19 protein-coding genes and 1 riboswitch are annotated in these 16390 nt (G+C 70.4%); of the genes, 11 read left to right on the top strand and 8 right to left on the bottom strand.

The features are described 5' to 3' along the window. The first annotated feature begins 92 nt into the window (after positions 1–92). Together thiD and B0293_RS01365 are read left to right on the top strand one after the other, a co-directional pair. Positions 93–923 (top strand): bifunctional hydroxymethylpyrimidine kinase/phosphomethylpyrimidine kinase, encoded by an 831-nt coding sequence (thiD, locus tag B0293_RS01370; RefSeq protein ID WP_005160557.1) that lies wholly within the window; start codon positions 93–95, stop codon positions 921–923. Between the two features lie 26 nt (positions 924–949). Continuing rightward, positions 950–1750 (top strand): ion transporter, encoded by an 801-nt coding sequence (locus B0293_RS01365; RefSeq protein WP_005160554.1) that lies wholly within the window; start codon positions 950–952, stop codon positions 1748–1750. On the opposite strand, the gene B0293_RS01360 is transcribed toward B0293_RS01365, so the two are convergent. The 4 genes from B0293_RS01360 to thiO form a co-directional block, all read right to left on the bottom strand. Then, the gene (locus B0293_RS01360; RefSeq protein WP_005160550.1) at positions 1747–2181 is read right to left on the bottom strand and encodes a MarR family winged helix-turn-helix transcriptional regulator; all 435 of its coding nucleotides are present in this window, start codon (positions 2179–2181) and stop codon (positions 1747–1749) included. The two genes, B0293_RS01365 and B0293_RS01360, sit on opposite strands and share 4 nt — an antisense overlap. 109 nt (positions 2182–2290) lie before the next feature. Continuing rightward, positions 2291–3049, bottom strand: a complete 759-nt coding sequence (gene thiG, locus B0293_RS01355; RefSeq protein ID WP_005160549.1) for a thiazole synthase — start codon at positions 3047–3049, stop codon at positions 2291–2293. Between the two features lie 2 nt (positions 3050–3051). Next, positions 3052–3252, bottom strand: a complete 201-nt coding sequence (thiS, locus tag B0293_RS01350) for a sulfur carrier protein ThiS (RefSeq protein WP_005160548.1) — start codon at positions 3250–3252, stop codon at positions 3052–3054. Further along, complete coding sequence (gene thiO, locus B0293_RS01345; protein ID WP_005160547.1) at positions 3252–4322, bottom strand: glycine oxidase ThiO; 1071 nt, start codon at positions 4320–4322, stop codon at positions 3252–3254. Before thiO ends, thiS begins: the two co-directional genes overlap by 1 nt. Continuing rightward, positions 4317–4424: riboswitch (TPP riboswitch) on the bottom strand. (Overlaps the previous gene by 6 nt.) Positions 4425–4454: 30 nt before the next feature. On the opposite strand from thiO, the gene thiE reads away from it, so the two are divergent. Continuing rightward, a complete protein-coding gene (thiE, locus tag B0293_RS01340) occupies positions 4455–5120 on the top strand; it encodes a thiamine phosphate synthase (RefSeq protein WP_005160546.1) in 666 nt (221 codons plus the stop codon). Positions 5121–5287: 167 nt separating this feature from the next. Here the strand turns inward: thiE and B0293_RS01335 are convergent, their stop codons facing one another. After that, positions 5288–6013: a hypothetical protein gene (locus B0293_RS01335; protein WP_039918897.1), complete on the bottom strand. Its 726-nt coding sequence runs from the start codon at positions 6011–6013 to the stop codon at positions 5288–5290. Positions 6014–6164: 151 nt separating this feature from the next. Here B0293_RS01335 and B0293_RS01330 point away from each other — a divergent pair, with 151 nt between their 5' ends. Beyond that, positions 6165–7103 carry a threonine ammonia-lyase gene (locus B0293_RS01330; protein ID WP_005160544.1) on the top strand — a complete coding sequence of 313 codons (939 nt, stop codon included), beginning with the start codon at positions 6165–6167 and terminating at the stop codon, positions 7101–7103. A gap of 39 nt (positions 7104–7142) precedes the next feature. On the opposite strand, the gene B0293_RS01325 is transcribed toward B0293_RS01330, so the two are convergent. Both B0293_RS01325 and B0293_RS01320 read right to left on the bottom strand, forming a co-directional pair. Then, the gene (locus tag B0293_RS01325) at positions 7143–8651 is read right to left on the bottom strand and encodes an MFS transporter (RefSeq protein ID WP_039918894.1); all 1509 of its coding nucleotides are present in this window, start codon (positions 8649–8651) and stop codon (positions 7143–7145) included. A 91-nt stretch (positions 8652–8742) separates the two neighbouring features. Next, positions 8743–9498: a GntR family transcriptional regulator gene (locus tag B0293_RS01320; RefSeq protein WP_005160527.1), complete on the bottom strand. Its 756-nt coding sequence runs from the start codon at positions 9496–9498 to the stop codon at positions 8743–8745. 140 nt (positions 9499–9638) lie between these two features. Here B0293_RS01320 and B0293_RS01315 point away from each other — a divergent pair, with 140 nt between their 5' ends. Together B0293_RS01315 and B0293_RS01310 are read left to right on the top strand one after the other, a co-directional pair. Beyond that, positions 9639–10682: an SIS domain-containing protein gene (locus B0293_RS01315; protein ID WP_039918896.1), complete on the top strand. Its 1044-nt coding sequence runs from the start codon at positions 9639–9641 to the stop codon at positions 10680–10682. Further along, on the top strand, positions 10679–11671 hold the full coding sequence (locus B0293_RS01310) for an N-acetylglucosamine kinase (RefSeq protein ID WP_005160510.1): 993 nt from the start codon (positions 10679–10681) through the stop codon (positions 11669–11671). The genes B0293_RS01315 and B0293_RS01310 overlap by 4 nt, the downstream gene beginning before the upstream one ends. Before the next feature lie 84 nt (positions 11672–11755). On the opposite strand, the gene B0293_RS01305 is transcribed toward B0293_RS01310, so the two are convergent. Then, positions 11756–12439 (bottom strand): DUF3159 domain-containing protein, encoded by a 684-nt coding sequence (locus B0293_RS01305; RefSeq protein WP_005160508.1) that lies wholly within the window; start codon positions 12437–12439, stop codon positions 11756–11758. Between the two features lie 272 nt (positions 12440–12711). On the opposite strand from B0293_RS01305, the gene B0293_RS01300 reads away from it, so the two are divergent. The 5 genes from B0293_RS01300 to B0293_RS01280 all read left to right on the top strand — a co-directional run bounded on the left by B0293_RS01300 (position 12712) and on the right by B0293_RS01280 (position 16311). Further along, positions 12712–13551, top strand: a complete 840-nt coding sequence (locus B0293_RS01300; RefSeq protein ID WP_005160505.1) for an SGNH/GDSL hydrolase family protein — start codon at positions 12712–12714, stop codon at positions 13549–13551. Between the two features lie 151 nt (positions 13552–13702). Further along, entirely contained in the window at positions 13703–14419 is a 717-nt protein-coding gene (locus tag B0293_RS01295; protein WP_245191996.1) for an OmpA family protein, read from the top strand. Between the two features lie 7 nt (positions 14420–14426). Continuing rightward, positions 14427–14861 carry a hypothetical protein gene (locus tag B0293_RS01290; RefSeq protein WP_005160499.1) on the top strand — a complete coding sequence of 145 codons (435 nt, stop codon included), beginning with the start codon at positions 14427–14429 and terminating at the stop codon, positions 14859–14861. A 92-nt stretch (positions 14862–14953) separates the two neighbouring features. After that, the gene (locus B0293_RS01285) at positions 14954–15430 is read left to right on the top strand and encodes a DUF6932 family protein (RefSeq protein ID WP_005160497.1); all 477 of its coding nucleotides are present in this window, start codon (positions 14954–14956) and stop codon (positions 15428–15430) included. Then, on the top strand, positions 15427–16311 hold the full coding sequence (locus B0293_RS01280) for a hypothetical protein (protein WP_005160479.1): 885 nt from the start codon (positions 15427–15429) through the stop codon (positions 16309–16311). The genes B0293_RS01285 and B0293_RS01280 overlap by 4 nt, the downstream gene beginning before the upstream one ends. Positions 16312–16390 lie beyond the last annotated feature (79 nt).

Genomic DNA, 16390 nt, shown 5'->3' with positions numbered 1-16390 from the left:
CGGGAAGTGCCTTGGCTCACACACTGTGCCACCGTGATCGGGTGCGGCCGAACCCCTGTTGAACCAAAAGGACCAGTCGGGAAAATGAACTCATGAGCGAGAACCCGAGCCCGCCGTCGGCGCTGACCATCGCAGGCTCCGACTCCGGTGGCGCCGCCGGCCTCCAGGCGGACCTGCGCACGTTCCTCACCTGTGGCGTGCACGGCCTGGTCGCGGTCACCGCCGTGACCGTCCAGAACACCCTCGGCGTGCACGACCGCACCGACATCCCGGCGGCCATCGTCGCCGGGCAGATCGAGGCCGTCGCCGCCGACATGGGCGTCAACGCGGCCAAGACCGGCATGCTCGCCTCGGCCGAGATCATCCACGCCGTCGCCGCGGCCTGTGACAAGGCCGAGATCGGCCGCGACGCCAAGGTGCCGTTCGTGGTCGACCCGGTCGCGGCGTCGATGCACGGGCATCCGCTGTTCGACGAGGCCGGCCTGGTGGCGCTGCGCGACGAGCTCCTGCCGCGCGCGACCGTCCTCACGCCGAACCTCGACGAGGTCCGCCTGCTGACCGGCATGACCGTGACCACCCGCGAGCAGATGCACCAGGCGGCGGTCGTCCTGCACCGGCTCGGGCCGAAGTACGTGCTCGTGAAGAGCGGCCATCTCGTCTCCGACCCGGAATGCGTGGACGTGCTCTTCGACGGCTCCACGTTCGTCGAACTGCCGGGCGAGCGGTACGCGACGCAGCACACGCACGGCGCCGGGGACACCATGGCGTCGGCGCTGACGGCCGGTCTCGCGAAGGGGATGTCCGTCGTGGAAGCGGCCCGCTACGGCAAGTGGTTCGTCTCACACGCGGTCGAAAACGCCTACCCCATGGGCGCGAAGGTCGGTCCGGTTTCGGCGTTTTGGCGGCTTGCGCCGGAGCATTGAGAAGCCGTCCGGTTACGATCTGTGCCGTGACCGGACGCGAAACGGTGGCCAGGGTCGTCGAAGACCGCCGCTTCCAGAACTTCATCATCGCGGTGATCGTCTTCAACGCCATCACACTCGGCCTTGAGACGTCGACGAGAATGCTCGCGGAGTACGGGAGACTCCTGCACACGGTCGACTACATCGCGCTCACGATCTTCGTGCTCGAACTCTGCGCGAAGCTGTACGCCTACCGCACGAAGTTCTTCCGTGACCCGTGGAACATCTTCGACCTGCTCGTCATCGGTATCGCGGTGATCCCGACGACCGGCCCGTTCGCGGTCCTGCGGGCGTTGCGGGTCCTGCGCGTGCTGCGGCTGATCTCCGTCGTGCCGTCGATGCGGAAGGTCGTTTCCGGGCTGCTCACGGCGATCCCCGGGATGGCGTCGATCGCCGCGCTGCTCGCGCTGATCATCTTCGTCGCGGGCGTGATGGCGACGAAGCTGTTCGGCGTGATCTCGCCGGACAACTTCGGCGACCTCGGCACCTCGTTGTTCACGCTGTTCCAGGTGATGACCGGTGAAGCGTGGCCGGACATCGCGAAAGAGATCATGAAGGAAGCGCCCTTGGCATGGGTGTTCTTCGTGGTCTACATCCTCGTGTCCAGCTTCGCGGTGCTGAACCTCTTCATCGCCGTCGTGGTCAGCGGGATGGAGGACGAGCTTCGCCAGGACATCCGCGAGGAAGAGGCGAAGCAGACAGAAGCCCAGGCTCAGGCGAACACGGAGATCCTGGACGAGCTCCGCGCCCTTCGTGCCGAGGTCGCGGAGCTACGCCAGAACGCCTAGCGGTCTTCGTCCGCGATGAGCGCTTCGAGAGCGGGAAGAGCCGCCGCGAGCGCCGCCTGGTGCTCCGGGGTCAGCCGGTCGAGGCGCGTACCCAGTTCGCGGACGCGCGTCGACCGGACACCGGAAACCAGCCGCTCGCCCTCTTCGGTGGCCTTCGCGAGCCAAGCACGCCTGTCGATCGGATCCGATTCACGGCTGACGTAGCCCGCTTCGACGAGCGAAGCGACGATCCTCGACATGGTGGCCGCGGCGACGCCTTCCTTCGCCGCGAGATCACCCAGACGGAGCTGTCCGTAGTTCACGAGCGTCGCGAGCGCGGAGATCGCACCGTGGCCCGGTCCGGGCACGCCCGCCTGCCGCAGTGACCGTGACAATCGGCCCACCGCCAGGAACAACCTGCCCGAAACATCCTGGACCGCTGACGTGGTCACCACTGGCTCCTCTGGGTACACGGCGACGGGTGCGCCGCCGGAGAGTGCCGTCAACCATACGGGCTCCCCCTGCGTACTCCCGGTTAAGGCCGTGAACCGTACAAAAGGGTTATCGAGGCGGACTCGAAGCGTGCGCCCAGAACCGCTGGGGGATCCTGCCCGCGCCGGCGGCCAGCCGTCCGGCGGTGACGGCGGCACGCATCGCCGACGCCATCCGCTCTGGATCCGCGGCCCTGGTGACGGCGGTCGAGAGCAGGACGGCGTCGCAGCCGAGCTCCATCGCCAGCGTCGCGTCGGACGCCGTGCCGATACCGGCGTCGAGGATCACCGGGACCCCGGCGCGCGACACGATCAGCTCGATGTTGTGCGGGTTCCGGATGCCGAGGCCGGTGCCGATGGGCGCGCCGAGCGGCATCACGGCCGCGCAACCCGCCTCCTCCAGCCGAAGGGCCAGCACCGGGTCGTCGTTGGTGTAGGCGAGCACGGTGAAGCCGTCCGCGGAGAGCTCTTCGGCCGCTTCGACGGTCTCGAACGGGTCCGGCAGCAGCGTGCGGTCGTCCGCGTGGACCTCCAGCTTGATGAGGTCGGTTTCGAGTGCTTCGCGAGCGAGCCGGGCGGTGAGGACCGCTTCGGCGGCCGTCCGGCAGCCCGCCGTGTTGGGCAGCAGCCGGATGCCGAGCCGCCGAAGCAGTTCGAGCACGCCGGAACCGCCTTCGGCGTCGGCCTTGCGCATCGCGACGGTGGTCAGCTCCGTGCCCGACGCGACGAGCGCGCGTTCCAGTACGGCGAGGTTCGACGCGCCCCCGGTGCCGATGATCAGCCGCGATGAGAGCTTGTGCTCGCCGATGACGAGGTGGTCGCCGTCCATTTTCAGCCTCCTTGCACAGCGGTGAGGATGTCGACGCTGGCGCCCTTGCGCACCACGGCTTCCGGCCATTCGCCGCGCCGGACGACGACGCCGTCCACCGCGACCGCGACGCCCTTCGTCGCCGTGCCGAGCGCTTCGAGCACGCCCTCGACGGTGGTCCCGTCGGGGAACTCGCGCCACTGGCCGTTGACCTGGATCTCCATCACACCCGCTCCTCGCTGCGCCGCGACGGCGCGGCCGCCGCGACCTCGTCCGGCAACGGTCCGCCGTCCAGCCAGGCGACCGCGGCGTCCGCGGTGACCGGGGCCATCAGGAGACCGTTGCGATGGTGGCCCGTAGCGGCGAAGACGCCTCCGCCCAGCTCACCGATGAAGGGCATCGTGTCGACACTCGCCGCGCGAAGCCCTGCGGCGGTCTCGACGAGTTCGTACTCGGTGATGCCCGGGAAGACGCGCTCCGCGCCTTCGAGCAGCTCACGGACACCCCGGACGGTGACGGTCTCGTCGAAACCGGCCTCGTACTGGGTCGCGCCGAGCACCAGCCCGCCGTCGTCACGCGGGACGAGGTAGATCGGGCGGCCCTCGACCATCGCGCGGACGGTCCTCGTCGGCGACGGCAGGCAGCCCCGGCGCGGCCGCAGGCGGAGGATCTCGCCTTTCAGCGGGCGGACGGCGTCCGCGAGCGCGGGATGCAGGCGTCCGGTCCAGGCGCCGGCGGCGAGGACGACGTCACCCAGTCCGTCGAGGTCCGTGACGGTCTCGCGGCGGAACTCGACGCCGTGCCGTCCGCAGGCGTGTTCGAGCGATCGCAGCAGCCTTCTGTTGTCCACGGCCAGATCGCCGGGCACCAGCAGTCCACTTCGGACGGACCCGGCGAGACCGGGTTCGGCGCGCCGGACCTCACGGCCGGTCAGCCGCTCGACCTCGCGGCCCAATTCGGCGAGGTACGCGGCGAGCATTTCGAGGTTGCCCGAGTCGGCGCTGTCCAGCGCGACGACGAGCGTGCCGTGCGGCGAAAGACCCGGGTCGACACCCTCTTCGGCCAGGTCACGGGCGAAATCCGGCCAGCGCCGCAGCGACGCCTCGCCGAGGGTGAGGACGTCCTCCTCGCCGGGCCAGGCTTCGGTGACCGGCGCGAGCATCCCGCCCGCGAGCCACGACGCGCCGCGGCCCGGCTCGGGGTCGTACACGGTGACGTGATGGCCGCGCGCGGCCGCGCGCCAAGCGACGGAGAGGCCGATGACCCCGCCGCCGACAACCGAAAGTTCTCTCATGACAATCACGCTCCCTGCGCCGGCATGACCCGGATCAGGTTCCACGGTCGGAGCGGTTTCGGCTCCCTCTCAGCCCGTCCTCGGGCTCCCGTGCGGACCACCCCACCGTAGCGCGCGGGTACCGTCGCCGCCATGCCCACCCTGTCTGATCCGCGGATCCGCGCACGGCTCGCGAACGCCCGCCTGTACCTCTGCACCGACGCCCGGTCCGCCCGCGGCGATCTCGCCGCGTTCGCCGACGCGGCGCTGGCGGGCGGCGTCGACATCATCCAGCTGCGGGACAAGACCGGCGGCGCCCCGATCGAGGCGAAACACGAGATCGCCGCGCTGGAAGTGCTGGCGGAGGCGTGCGAGAGGCACGGCAAGCTGCTGGCGGTGAACGACCGCGCGGACGTCGCGCTGGCCGTCGGCGCGCACGTGCTGCACCTGGGCCAGGACGACATCCCGGTGCCGCTGGCGCGGGAGATCCTCGGCGACGACGTGGTGATCGGCCGATCCACCCATTCGGCCGAACAGGCCAAGGCCGCCGCCGAAGAACCCGGCGTGGACTACTTCTGCACCGGCCCGTGCTGGCCGACGCCGACGAAGCCGGGACGATCGGCTCCCGGGCTCGACCTGGTGCGCTCGACGGCGGCGTTCGGCACGTCGCGACCGTGGTTCGCGATCGGCGGGATCGACGCCGGTCGGCTGCCCGAGGTACTGGACGCGGGCGCGTCGCGGATCGTCGTCGTCCGGGCGATCACCGAGGCCGAAGACCCCGAAGCGGCCGCTCGCACGCTTCGCTCCGCCCTCCCCTGACGAGTGCGCGTCGTCCAGCCAGTCACGTGGAGTTGCCCCCTGGGAGCAACTCCAACTGTGTGGATTTTGGTGCGTTGGACGCGCAGAAATCCACACAGTCCCGCGTGCCACCCGGCAGGACACGTTTGCCCTACCCCTCAATAACCCGAATCGCCACTCACGAGGGGTCAGGGGGCCGGGGTGCCGGAGGCCTGGGCCGGGGCCGAGGGGGTCGTCGAGGGCGCCTGAGACGTCGAAGGCGTCGTGGACGGCGTCGTCGGGGGCGCCTGGGTGGTCGTGGGCGCGGTCGGCGTCGTCGTGGGGGTCGGCGTGGTCGACGGCGTCGTCTCGGGCCGGTCGCCCTGGGTCTCCGAAGGAGACGTCGCGGGCGGGGTGTCGTGCTTGTCCTGCCGCTCCTGGTCCTGCCCGCCGCCGACGATCTTCCCGAGGGTCGTGCCGGTCCCGCCGCCGAAGGTCTTCCCGGTCGCGCCCTCGAAACCGGTGATCGCGACGAGCGCCACCACGAACGCCACCACGCTGACCCCGGCGATCACCGCCCAGCGCGGTTTGAACTTCCGCCCGGACGGCTCTTCCTCCTCCGCCGGGGTGAGCCGGACGGTCTCCTGCTCCGACGGGTCGAGCACCTTGCGGCGGCCGGGAACGGTCAGCACCATCCCCGCCTTGAGCGCCGCGTCCTTCGTCCGCTGGAGCGAACGCAGGTACAGCTCGCCGCCGAGCGTGGTGATCACGCTCGCCAGCCCGGCGCCCGCCACCGTTCCCGCCACACCCAGCGTGGAACCCAGCAACGCCGCGGTGATCGCGGCCATCGCGGCCGCCGTCACCTGGACGATCCTGCCCTGCTTCTCCGTCTTTTCGGTCTTCCCGGCGTCCTTTTCGGAGGTCTCCTTGGTCATGATCCCGTTCTGCAAGCTAGTCGGTCTTCACCCAGTCCTAACGAATAAGGCGCGCGGGATGCTCCCTTCGTTGTCCGCACGTGAGGAGCGCCACGCCGTCTGTCCAAAAAGGACTGTCCATGGTTCACAACTCCTTGACATAATCGGGCGTATGGACCTGGTTTCGATCGAGGAGATCCGCGACGCGGCGAGCCGTGTCAAAGGCGCCGCGGTGCGCACACCGTTACTGGAACAGTCTTGGGCGCCGTTGTGGCTCAAACCGGAAAGCCTTCAGCCGATCGGCGCTTTCAAGGTGCGCGGCGCCTACAACGCGATCGCCGCGCTGGACGAGGATCGGCGCGCTCGCGGCGTCTGCGCGTTCTCCAGTGGCAACCACGCGCAAGCGGTCGCCTACTCGGCGAAGCGCTTCGGGATCCCCGCGACGATCATCGTCCCGGACGTCGCGCCGCGCGCCAAGGTCGAAGCCACCAAGGCGCTCGGCGCCGAGGTCATCGAGGTCCCGATCGACCGCCAGGAGTCCACCGCGCTCGCCGTCGCCGAAGAACGGGGCCTCACGTTCATCCCGCCGTTCGACCACCGCGACGTCATCGCCGGACAGGGCACCGTCGGCCTGGAGATCGCCGAGGACCTGCCGGACGCCGGTGTCGTGCTCGTGCCGCTCAGCGGCGGCGGGCTGGCCTCGGGCGTCGGCGCGGCGATCAAGGCGCTGCTCCCCGGCGCGAAGGTCATCGGCGTCGAGCCCGAACTCGCGGCCGACACCGCCGAGGGCCTGCGCGCGGGCAGGCGGATCGAATGGCCGATGGACCTGCGGGCCCGCACCAGCGCGGACGGCCTGCGCGCCCAGCCGTCGGACCTGACCTTCGCCCACCTTCAGGCGGTGCTCGACGACGTCATCACGGTCTCCGAGGAGGAGATCCGGGACGCCGTCCGGACACTGGCGCACCGCGCCCGCCTGATCGCCGAACCGAGCGGGGCCACCGCGACCGCCGCGTTCCTCTCCCACCGCGGCGCGCTGCCGCCGGGAAAGGTCGTTTCGGTCGTTTCGGGCGGGAACATGGACCCGGCGACGCTGGCCGGCCTGCTGGCCTGAACCGGTGGGTTAGCCGTAACTCGCGTGCTTGAAGCCGGATCACGCGTGACCGGCGGGGCGGACGTGCGTCGGTGGCGAGTCGACCCCGCAGTGGAGGCATTCACCCGGGTGCGGTGACTCGTCCTCGGCTTCGGGGGAAGCAGCCGTGTCGAGGACACCGTTGTGGATGCCGAGCGCGATCAGCCCGCCGCCGATCGCCAGCGCCGCGCACACCAGCAACGCCGTCCGCCAGCCCGCGGTCAGCGCGACCGGGTCGGTGTAGGCGGCGCCGGAGAGCCCGGCGACGGCGGGCAGCACGGCGATCGCGAGCAGGCCGCCGGACCGGGCGATGGCGTTGTTGACCCCGGAGGCGACGCCGGCGTACCGGTCCGGCGCGGCGGCGAGCACCGTCGCGGTCACCGGCGCGACGACCGTCGCCAGCCCGGCGCCGAAGACGACGACCGCGGGCAGCACCGAGCCGAGGTACGACGAGCCCGGCCCGACCCGCATCAGCAGAAGCATGCCGACGCCGACCAGGATCGGGCCCACGACCAGTTGCGCGCGCGGCCCGATCCGCTGCGCGAGCGCGCCCGACCGGCCGGAGAACAGCAGCATGATGACGGTGATCGGCAGCCCGGCGAGCCCGGCCGCGGTCGGCGAATAGCCCAGCGACACCTGGAGTTGCATGACCATCAGCATCATCACGCCGCCGAGCGCCGCGTAGACGACGAAGGTCAGCGCGTTGGCGAGGCTGAACGTCCGGTCGCGGAACAGTTTCGGCGGCACCAGCGGATCGGCCGAGCGGTGCTGGATCACCAGGAACGCCCCCAGCCCCGCGACGCCGAGCACGATGGCCACCAGGACGACGACGTCGCCGATGCCGCGTCCGGGCGCCTCGACGAGCGCGCCGGTGAGCCCCGCGAGGCCGATCGCGCCGACGGCGGCCGCGGTGAAGTCCGGATGCCCGGTCGCCTCCTCGTCGCGGGACTCGGGCACGTACCGGCGGGCCAGCAGGACGCAGACGGCGGCCAGCGGCAGGTTGATCAGGAACGCGAGGCGCCAGGACCACACCTGCACCAGGACGCCGCCGAGCAGCGGGCCGATGGCCGCCGCGATCCCGCCGAGCCCGGACCACGCGCCGATCGCGCGGGCCCGGTCGTCGTGGGCGAAGGACGCTTGGAGGATGGCGAGCGAGCCGGGCGTGAGCAAAGCTCCCCCGATCCCTTGGAGGATCCGGGTCGCGACGAGCATCTCGGTCGTCGTCGCGGCGGCGCACAGCCCGGACGCGACCCCGAACCAGATGACGCCGACGACGAACATCCGGCGGCGGCCGTAGCGGTCGCCGAGCGAACCGGCGACGAGGATCAGCGCGGCGAGCGCGAGCAGGTAGCCGTCGAGGATCCATTGCAGGCCCGCGACGGACGCTCCGAGTTCTTCGCCGATCCTCGGCAGCGCGACGTTGACGATCGTCCCGTCGAGCATCGCCATGCCCGAGCCCACGATGGTCGTCGCGAGCACTCCGCGCGCCACCGGCGTCCCCCAGCGGATTCCCGCCGCCGTGTCAGTCATGGGACGACTGAAGCACGGCGGACGGTGCCGGGCCACCGCGAAATCGGCGGGTTTTCCGGGAAAGCGATCTTTCCCGGAATTACCTGACTCGTCAGGGAAGTAGCGTAGTGACGAATTTGTAACGGTCTCCCCGGTAGATCGCGCGCGCGAACTCGACCGGTTTTCCGTCGGTGGCGAAAGAATGCCTCGAAAGGAGCAACATCGGCATTCCGACGTCGGCGCCGAGCATCTCCGCCTCGTGCGGTCCGGCGAGCGCGGTCTCGATCGTTTCCTCGGCCCTTTCCAGCTCGACGCCGTAGTGCTCCCTCAGCACGGCGTACAGCGAACCACCTGCGGAAACGTGTTTGCGCAAACCGCGGAAGCGGCCGAGCGGGAGGTGCGTGGTCTCCAGTGCCATCGGCTGTGAATCGGCCAGCCGGAGACGGCGAAGGCGAAGAATCTTCGCTCCGACGCGGATTCCGAGAAGTTTCGCCAGGTCGGCTTCGACCGGGAGTTCGTCGATCTCCAGGAGCTTGGACGACGGCTTGAGGCCCTGCTTGCGCATGTCCTCGGTGTAGGACGACAGCTGGAGGCGCTGCGCGAGTTTCGGCTCGGCGGCGAAGGTGCCCTTGCCCTGCACGCGGTGGAGCCTGCCCTCGGCGGTGAGGTCGGCGAGCGCCTGGCGGACCGTGGTGCGCGAAACGGTGAATTCTCCCGCGAGCGCCCGCTCCGTCGGAATCGGCGACCCGGGCGGCAACGCGTCGAGCAGATCGAGCAGATGCTGTTTCAGCGCCCAGTACTTGGGTTCGCGCTGACCGCGCATCCCAGCCGTAGCGCCCGCCTCACTCGCGGTGGTTGTCTCCAACATGACCGACTCCCTAAGCCTTCCCACTCGAACGCGCACCGTCCCCGCTAGGAAACGTACCCTTCACCACAAACGTCCATTCGGGCTAGCATTGGTCTAGACCTACTCGGGGGACGAAGTACGTCCCGGTGGAAGGGAACGAGATGACCGAACAGCGCCCCGGCGAGCACATGGCCGCGGAGATCTCCCAGCAACCCGCCATTCTGGCAGGAATCGTGGAGCGACAGGCCGAAATCGCCGAGGTGGCCGAAGCCATCTCCAAGCGCCCGCCCAGGTTCGCACTGCTCGCCGCCCGCGGCTCCAGCGACCACGCCGCCCTGTATGCGAAGTACCTGATCGAAGTACTCCTCGGTCTCCCCTGCGGTCTCGTCTCGCCCTCCACCGCGACTTTGTACGGCGCCCGTCCCGATCTGCGGGACGTTCTCTTCATCACAGTAAGCCAAAGCGGCGGTTCGCCGGATCTCATCGAGGTCACCGAAACCGCGCGTCGCCAGGGAGCGCTGACCGTCTCGGTCACCAACACCCCGGAATCGCCGCTGCGCGCCGCCGCCGAGCTCGGCGTCGACATCGGCGCGGGGCTGGAAAAGGCCGTGGCCGCCACGAAGACGTACTCGGCCACCTTGCTCTCCCTTTACCTGCTGATCGACGCGGTCCGCGGCGGCAAGGGCGAGGACGCGGAGAAGCTGGGCGAACTCGCGCAGCAGACCCTCGACGGCGCGGACGAAGGCGTCCAGCGCGCGGTGGACCGCTACCGCTTCGTCGACCGGGTGCTCACCACCGGCCGCGGCTACTCCTACGCCTCGGCGCTGGAAGGTTCTTTGAAACTGGCCGAAACCAGCTACCTCGCGGCCCGCGCGTACAGCGGCGCGGACCTGTTGCACGGCCCGGTCGCGGCGGTCGACGGCGAGACCGCGGTGCTCGCCGTGACGAGCCAGGGACACGGCGTCGGCGCGATGCAGGAGGTCCTCGAGGCCGTCGGCAAGCGCGGCGCGGACGTGCTCGCGGTCGGCTCGGCTTCGGCCGACGTCCCCGCGGCGCTGCGGATCGGTGTCGCGCCGTCCGCCGAAGAGGTCGCGCCGATCCTGGAGATCCTGCCCATCCAGCGGATCGCGCTCGGCCTTTCGCTGGCGCGCGGCGGTGACCCGGACAGCCCCCGCGGGCTGCTCAAGGTGACCAAGACCCGGTGACCCACGTCATCGGTGTGGACGCCGGAGGCACGTCGACGCGAGCGATCGCGGTCGACGCCTCCGGCGTCGTGCTCGGCGCCGGGCGCGCGGGCGGGGCGAACCCCAACTCCCATCCGCCGTCGGAAGCGGCGGCGCGGATCGCGAGCGCGATCACCGAAGCGCTGGGCGGGCTGGACCCGGCCGCGACGGCGGCGTGCGTCGTCGGCATGGCGGGGGTCAGCAAGCTGAGCGACCCGGCGATCGCGGAGATCTTCGAAACCGCTTGGAAGGGCTTGGGGATCAGTCCGGTGCGGACGGTCCCCGACGCCGAGGTCGCCTACGCGTCGGCCACTTCGGCGCCGGACGGTTCGGTCCTCGTGGCGGGCACCGGGTCGATCGCCGGGCGGGTCCGGGGGCGGCGCATGGTTTCCACCGCGGGCGGCTACGGCTGGTTGCTGGGTGACGAAGGTTCGGCGTACTGGCTGGGCCGCGAAGCCGTTCGCTCCACATTGGATGTTCTGAGCCTCGGCGGCGAACCCGGACCGCTCGCGCGCGCCGTGCTCGCCGAAGCGCTCGGTCCGTCCGCAGTGGACTCAGCGGACTCGGGCGACCGCGCCACACCTCGGGCCACGCTGTGGCGCGCGCTCATCACGAGCGCCAACTCCGAGGCGCCGATCCGGCTCGCCAGGTTCGCCCCGCTCGTCAGCGAGGCCGACCGCGCGGGCGACCCGGCGGCGGACGGGATCACCACCCGCGCGGCGGCCCATCTGGTGACGAACGTCATGGCCGCGCGGGATCCCGGCGAGACCACGCCGATCGTCCTGGTGGGCAGCGTGTTGTCGCCGGAGGGCCCGGTCGGGGCGAAAGTCCGCGCCGCACTCTCCGGGCTCGAAGCCCTGACCAGCACCGACGGTGTCCTCGGGGCAGCGTGGCTCGCGGCCGTCGACGCCTACGGAGAAGGGGCCCCACGGCCGGTGTCCGCAGCGGAAAACACCAAAAACGCGCCCTAAAAGCCCAAACCATCGACTCGGGGGCCGAACTCCGGGTACCGTAGGACCCGGCCCCCGGACCCTCCCCCCTCGCCGGGGGCCGCCTTATGTCCTGGGTAGCCCGTCGGGCGCCGGATCCGAGGGGTCCCCGTTCTCCTCCACGACCCGCAGACCGGGATGTTCCGGGGGCAGCGTGCGGTACAGCACCCAGCCGCTCACGGCGACCGTCACGGCGACCAGCGGCCAGGAGAGCACCGTCCGCGCGACGCCGAGCGCGACCACCTGCCCGCTCCACCACAGCGAGCCGTACACGACCACGCGCAGCGTGTACTGCAGGAAGACCCACACCCAGCTCGCCCGCGAATACGCGCGCAGCAGCGCGGGATCGCGGCGCCAGCGGGTCTTCTGCCCGATGACGAGGCCGACCACGACGCCGAGCAACGGCCACCGGACCACGATGCTGGCCGCCCACAGCAGCGCGCTGGCCACATTGGACAGCAGCTGGATGAGGAAGAAGTCCTCGGCGCGGCCGGTGTGCAGCGCGATCAGCGCGGCGGCGATCACCGCGGCGAGGCTCACCACGACCGCGCGGGCCTTGTCGCCGCGCGCGACCCGGAACCCGCCGAGCAGCACCGCCACCCCGATGGCCACACCGGCCCCCCAGGCGATCGACTGGCCGGCGATCAGCCAGCCGAGGACGAAGGCCGCGGGCGGGATGCTCGCGTCGATGGCGCCACGCCGCCCGCCGAGGATCTGGGCGAGCGACTCGCGCGGGGGTCGTGAGGTCACCCTTACAGCCTGCCGGATCCATGACCCCGGACACCCGGGCGGGGAGACGTTCGCCACATACCGTGTCCGTTTCACGCCTACTTGAGGTGAATCTCCGCAGTCCAGGAGTGTCATCCGGGTAATGGAGATGCATGGACGTCCGACAAAATAAGAGACTGTGTCAACGGGCTGAACCACGGGTTTCGGTCAGGCGGGATTGCAGGGGCGCTCTCAGCTGTTAGTTGTGGTGTACAAGTACCAACCGGGGGCACACGGACGGAAGGGGACCCAACGTGTACGGATTCGACAGCTATGTGGCGATCGGTGACAGCTTCACCGAAGGGCTCAACGATGATCTGCCCGACGGCACCTTCAGGGGCTGGGCGGACAGGCTCGCGGAGATCCTGGCCGAAGGCAGGCCCGATTTCCAGTACGCGAACCTCGCCCTCCGGGGGAAGATGCTCGACGAGATCCTCGAAGAGCAGCTGCCCATCGCGCTCGCGGTCAAGCCCGACCTGGTCACGCTGTGCGCGGGCGGGAACGACATCATCGTGCCCGGCGCGGACGTGGACGCCGTCGCCGCGCGGCTGGAGGCGGGGGTCGCCAAGCTGCGCGAGGCCGGGATCCCGGTGCTGATCTTCAACGGCCCGGACACCAAGTACCTGTCCGTGATGCACGTCCTTCGGGGGAAGGTCGGCATCTACAACGCGCATCTGTGGGCGATCGCCGACCGGCACGGCGCCAAGATGGTCGACATGTGGGCGATGGCCCCGCTGCACGACCGCCGGGCCTGGAGCGACGACAGGCTGCACTTCACCCCCGAGGCCCACCGGCGGATCGCGCTGCGCGCGGCCGAGGTCCTCGGCGTCCCGGTCGCCGACGACTGGCGCGAGCCGTGGCCGGCGTCCGAGCAGCCGAGTACCTGGATCACGTCGCGCCGCTCCGACCTCGAGTGGACGAAGGCGCATCTGCTGCCGTGGATCCGGCGTCAGCTCAAGGGCGAGTCCATGGGCGACGGCCTGTCCCCGAAGCGCCCCGAGCTCGCGCCGCTGCTCCCGCTGGAGCAGATCGAGCCGGCGGGCGTCGCGCTCCCGGCCAAGGACCTGCGGGAGATCCACCACCACGCGAGCTGAAGGGGACTTTCCCTCATCAGGCGCCACGAAGGGGCCCTTCACCGCATCCAAAGCGGGGAAGGGCCCCTTCGGCCTTCTCTGGACGTCACCCGACCGGGTTATGTCCTGATCGTCCGGTGCACCCGCGCCGTACGCGGCTTACAGTCCCTTCATGCCCGGTACACGCTGGAGCCGCTTGCTGCCTACAGCGCTGCTGGTCACGCTCGCCTTGACGGCGATCTCCGTCTGGTCGACCTCGGACGACATCGAGGCCGCCCTGGCGGCGCGCGCGAAGGACGCGCTCGCCGACGTCGGCGTCACCGGCGGCGAGGTGACCTTCTCCGGCCGTGACGCGAACCTCACCGGCTTCCCGCCCGACAAGGCCGCGCAGGCGATGGACGCCATCCAGCGGATCGACGGGGTCCGCACGGTCGAGATCTCCGGCGACACCGCCCCGCCGGCCGGTCCGGTGACGACCAGCGGCGAGCCGTCGAGCCCGCCGCCCGCTCCGCCGAGCCCGCCGAGCCCCACGACTCCGGCCAAGCCGGCGGACAAGGCCGGTTTCCAGGCCGAGATCGACCGCCTGCTGGCCGCCACGCCGATCACCTTCGAACCGGACACGACCGACCTCACCGCGGACGGCGAGCGCGGCGCGCTGGAGATCGCGAAGCTGCTGACGGACGCGCCGCGCGAACTGCGGTTCCGGATCACCGGAACGGTGGCGACCGGTTCGGACAAGAAGCTCTCCCTGAACCGGGCGTTGACGGTGGAGCGGCTGCTGGAGCGCAACGGGGTCAAGCGCGACCAGGCGTACTCCACTCAACGCAGGACCTCCGACGGCGCGAGCGGCGAGGGCCGCCGCGTCGACATCACGGCAGAACAGAGGTGATGGCTGAATGCTCTGGCTCTTCGGGCAGATCTGGCTCTGGCTGCTCATCTCCTTCGCCCTCGGCTGTGGGGTCACCTGGCTGATGATGCGCGGCGAACGACGTGAGCACACCGAGCCCGAGCCCGCCGTCCGCGAGCCGGAACGCGCCGTCCACGCCGAACCCGAGCCCGAGCCGGTGCCCGAGCTGCTCTCCACCGAGCAGACACAGTTCCTCCCGCCCGCGCGGATCCAGGACGACGACGAGCCGTACGACCAGGAGGCGGAAGGCCACCGCGAGGGTCAGCTGCACCCGGAGCCGGTGCGGGCCTACCACCCGGACGAACCGGAACCGGCGGGCCGGAACGGCGAGGGCGGCCACGAACCCGAACCGGTCTGGCCCAGCGACGAGGACTGGCCACCGGCCGGGCGAGCGGCCGAGCACCGGCCGGGGCAGGGCGGCTGACACTCGCCTGGTAAATTCGGCTACGCACTGTGAGCGTGACGCCGGGTACGTTTCTTCGTTCGGGAGCTCCGGCACACGAAGGAGGCTCCGATTTGGCGCTCCCCTATTGGACGCCGCACAACCTGCTGCCTCCGGGCCGCCATCCCGCCGATCTCGCCGACGTCTACGAGCGGCTGGTCTTCGACGCGCCGCATCAGAACGACCGGGAGATCCTGTTCAGCGCGCTGAACAGCTACCTGGGGGTCGCCCGGCGGATCATGCCGACCGGCCGCGCGTGGATCGGCGGCGATCTGACCGCCAGGACCCCGCACACGCCGCTCGGGCTCGACGTGGTGCTGATCCCGGACGAATGGGGCGCGCTGAAACGGCTCGACGACGCGGGCCGCTCGGCGCTGTACGGGCTGCTGACGCTGCGCGGGGTCATCGTCGGCCAGCCCGCCATGTACCTGGACCAGGTCCAGCCCGTCGGCGGCATGCTCGACGGCTTCCTCTGCCGCCCCGGCGACGAGGAGATCTGGGAAGAAGTGTGGGCTGCCGGTGGCAGGGGGATTCCGGAAGTGATCTGGTGAGGAACGAATTCCGGCGCATCGCCGACGAGATCCCCGGCGGCACCTGGCTCGACGACCTCGCCCGCGCTTCGGCGATGGCCGCGTACGCGAAGTTCGAGCGGACGTCGCGCTCTCCGCTGCTTCGCGTGTCCGTGATCGGTGAGTCGCATCTCGACGCGTACACCTTCTCGGACATCAGCCGCGCGCTGCAGGACGCGACGGCCAAGATCGGGCACATCATCCGGAACCCGTCGGGCGAGGTGACCTTCGTCCAGCCAGCGGACCGGGAGAAGGCCCCGCTGATCCAGCGCGGCCAGGCGGGCAACGCGATCTTCTTCGGCTTCCCCGAACCGGCGCTCGACGACGCGCTCATCCACGACGGGATCGAGTCGCTGTCCGAACGCGCGGTCAAGGAACTGTGCGACTTCCTGCCCGCCAACGGTTCCGACGACGGCGCGCTGGACGCGGTACTGCTGCAGCGCGACACCGTCCGCAACGCGGTCAGCGACATCGTCAACGCTGTCAGCAAGCACGCCGGGATCGGCATGGCGCTGACCCCGACCGCCGGCGACGATCTGACCCGCAGCATGACCACCGAGCAGGCCCGGATCCTGTCCGGGAGCCTGCGCGAGTCACGGGAGGCCGTCGGCTACGAGACGGTCAGCGGCAGGCTGGACGGCGTCCGCACCCGGCGCCGGATCTTCTATCTCGAACGCGAATCGGGCGGCACGATCCAGGGCGCGGTCGCGCCGGATCTGCTCGACGAGATCAAGGAGAACCTGGACCGGCCGGTGACCGCGCGGCTGCGTGTCGTGCGGACGACGACCATCGACGGCCGCCGCGGCCGCCCGGTGCACGAACTGCTGGAGATCACCCCGGAAGTCAGCCTGTTCGATCAGTGATCGGGTTTCCGATATTTGGTGATACCACATTTCTCGTCAGAAAATATCGATGACCGCTTGATCATCGTGGAATGATGAC

Origin of the sequence: Amycolatopsis azurea DSM 43854 (assembly GCF_001995215.1) — a bacterium.
Lineage (GTDB): Bacteria > Actinomycetota > Actinomycetes > Mycobacteriales > Pseudonocardiaceae > Amycolatopsis > Amycolatopsis azurea.
Note: the sequence above shows the minus strand (reverse complement) of the source record. Positions and strands in the feature narration are given on the sequence as shown.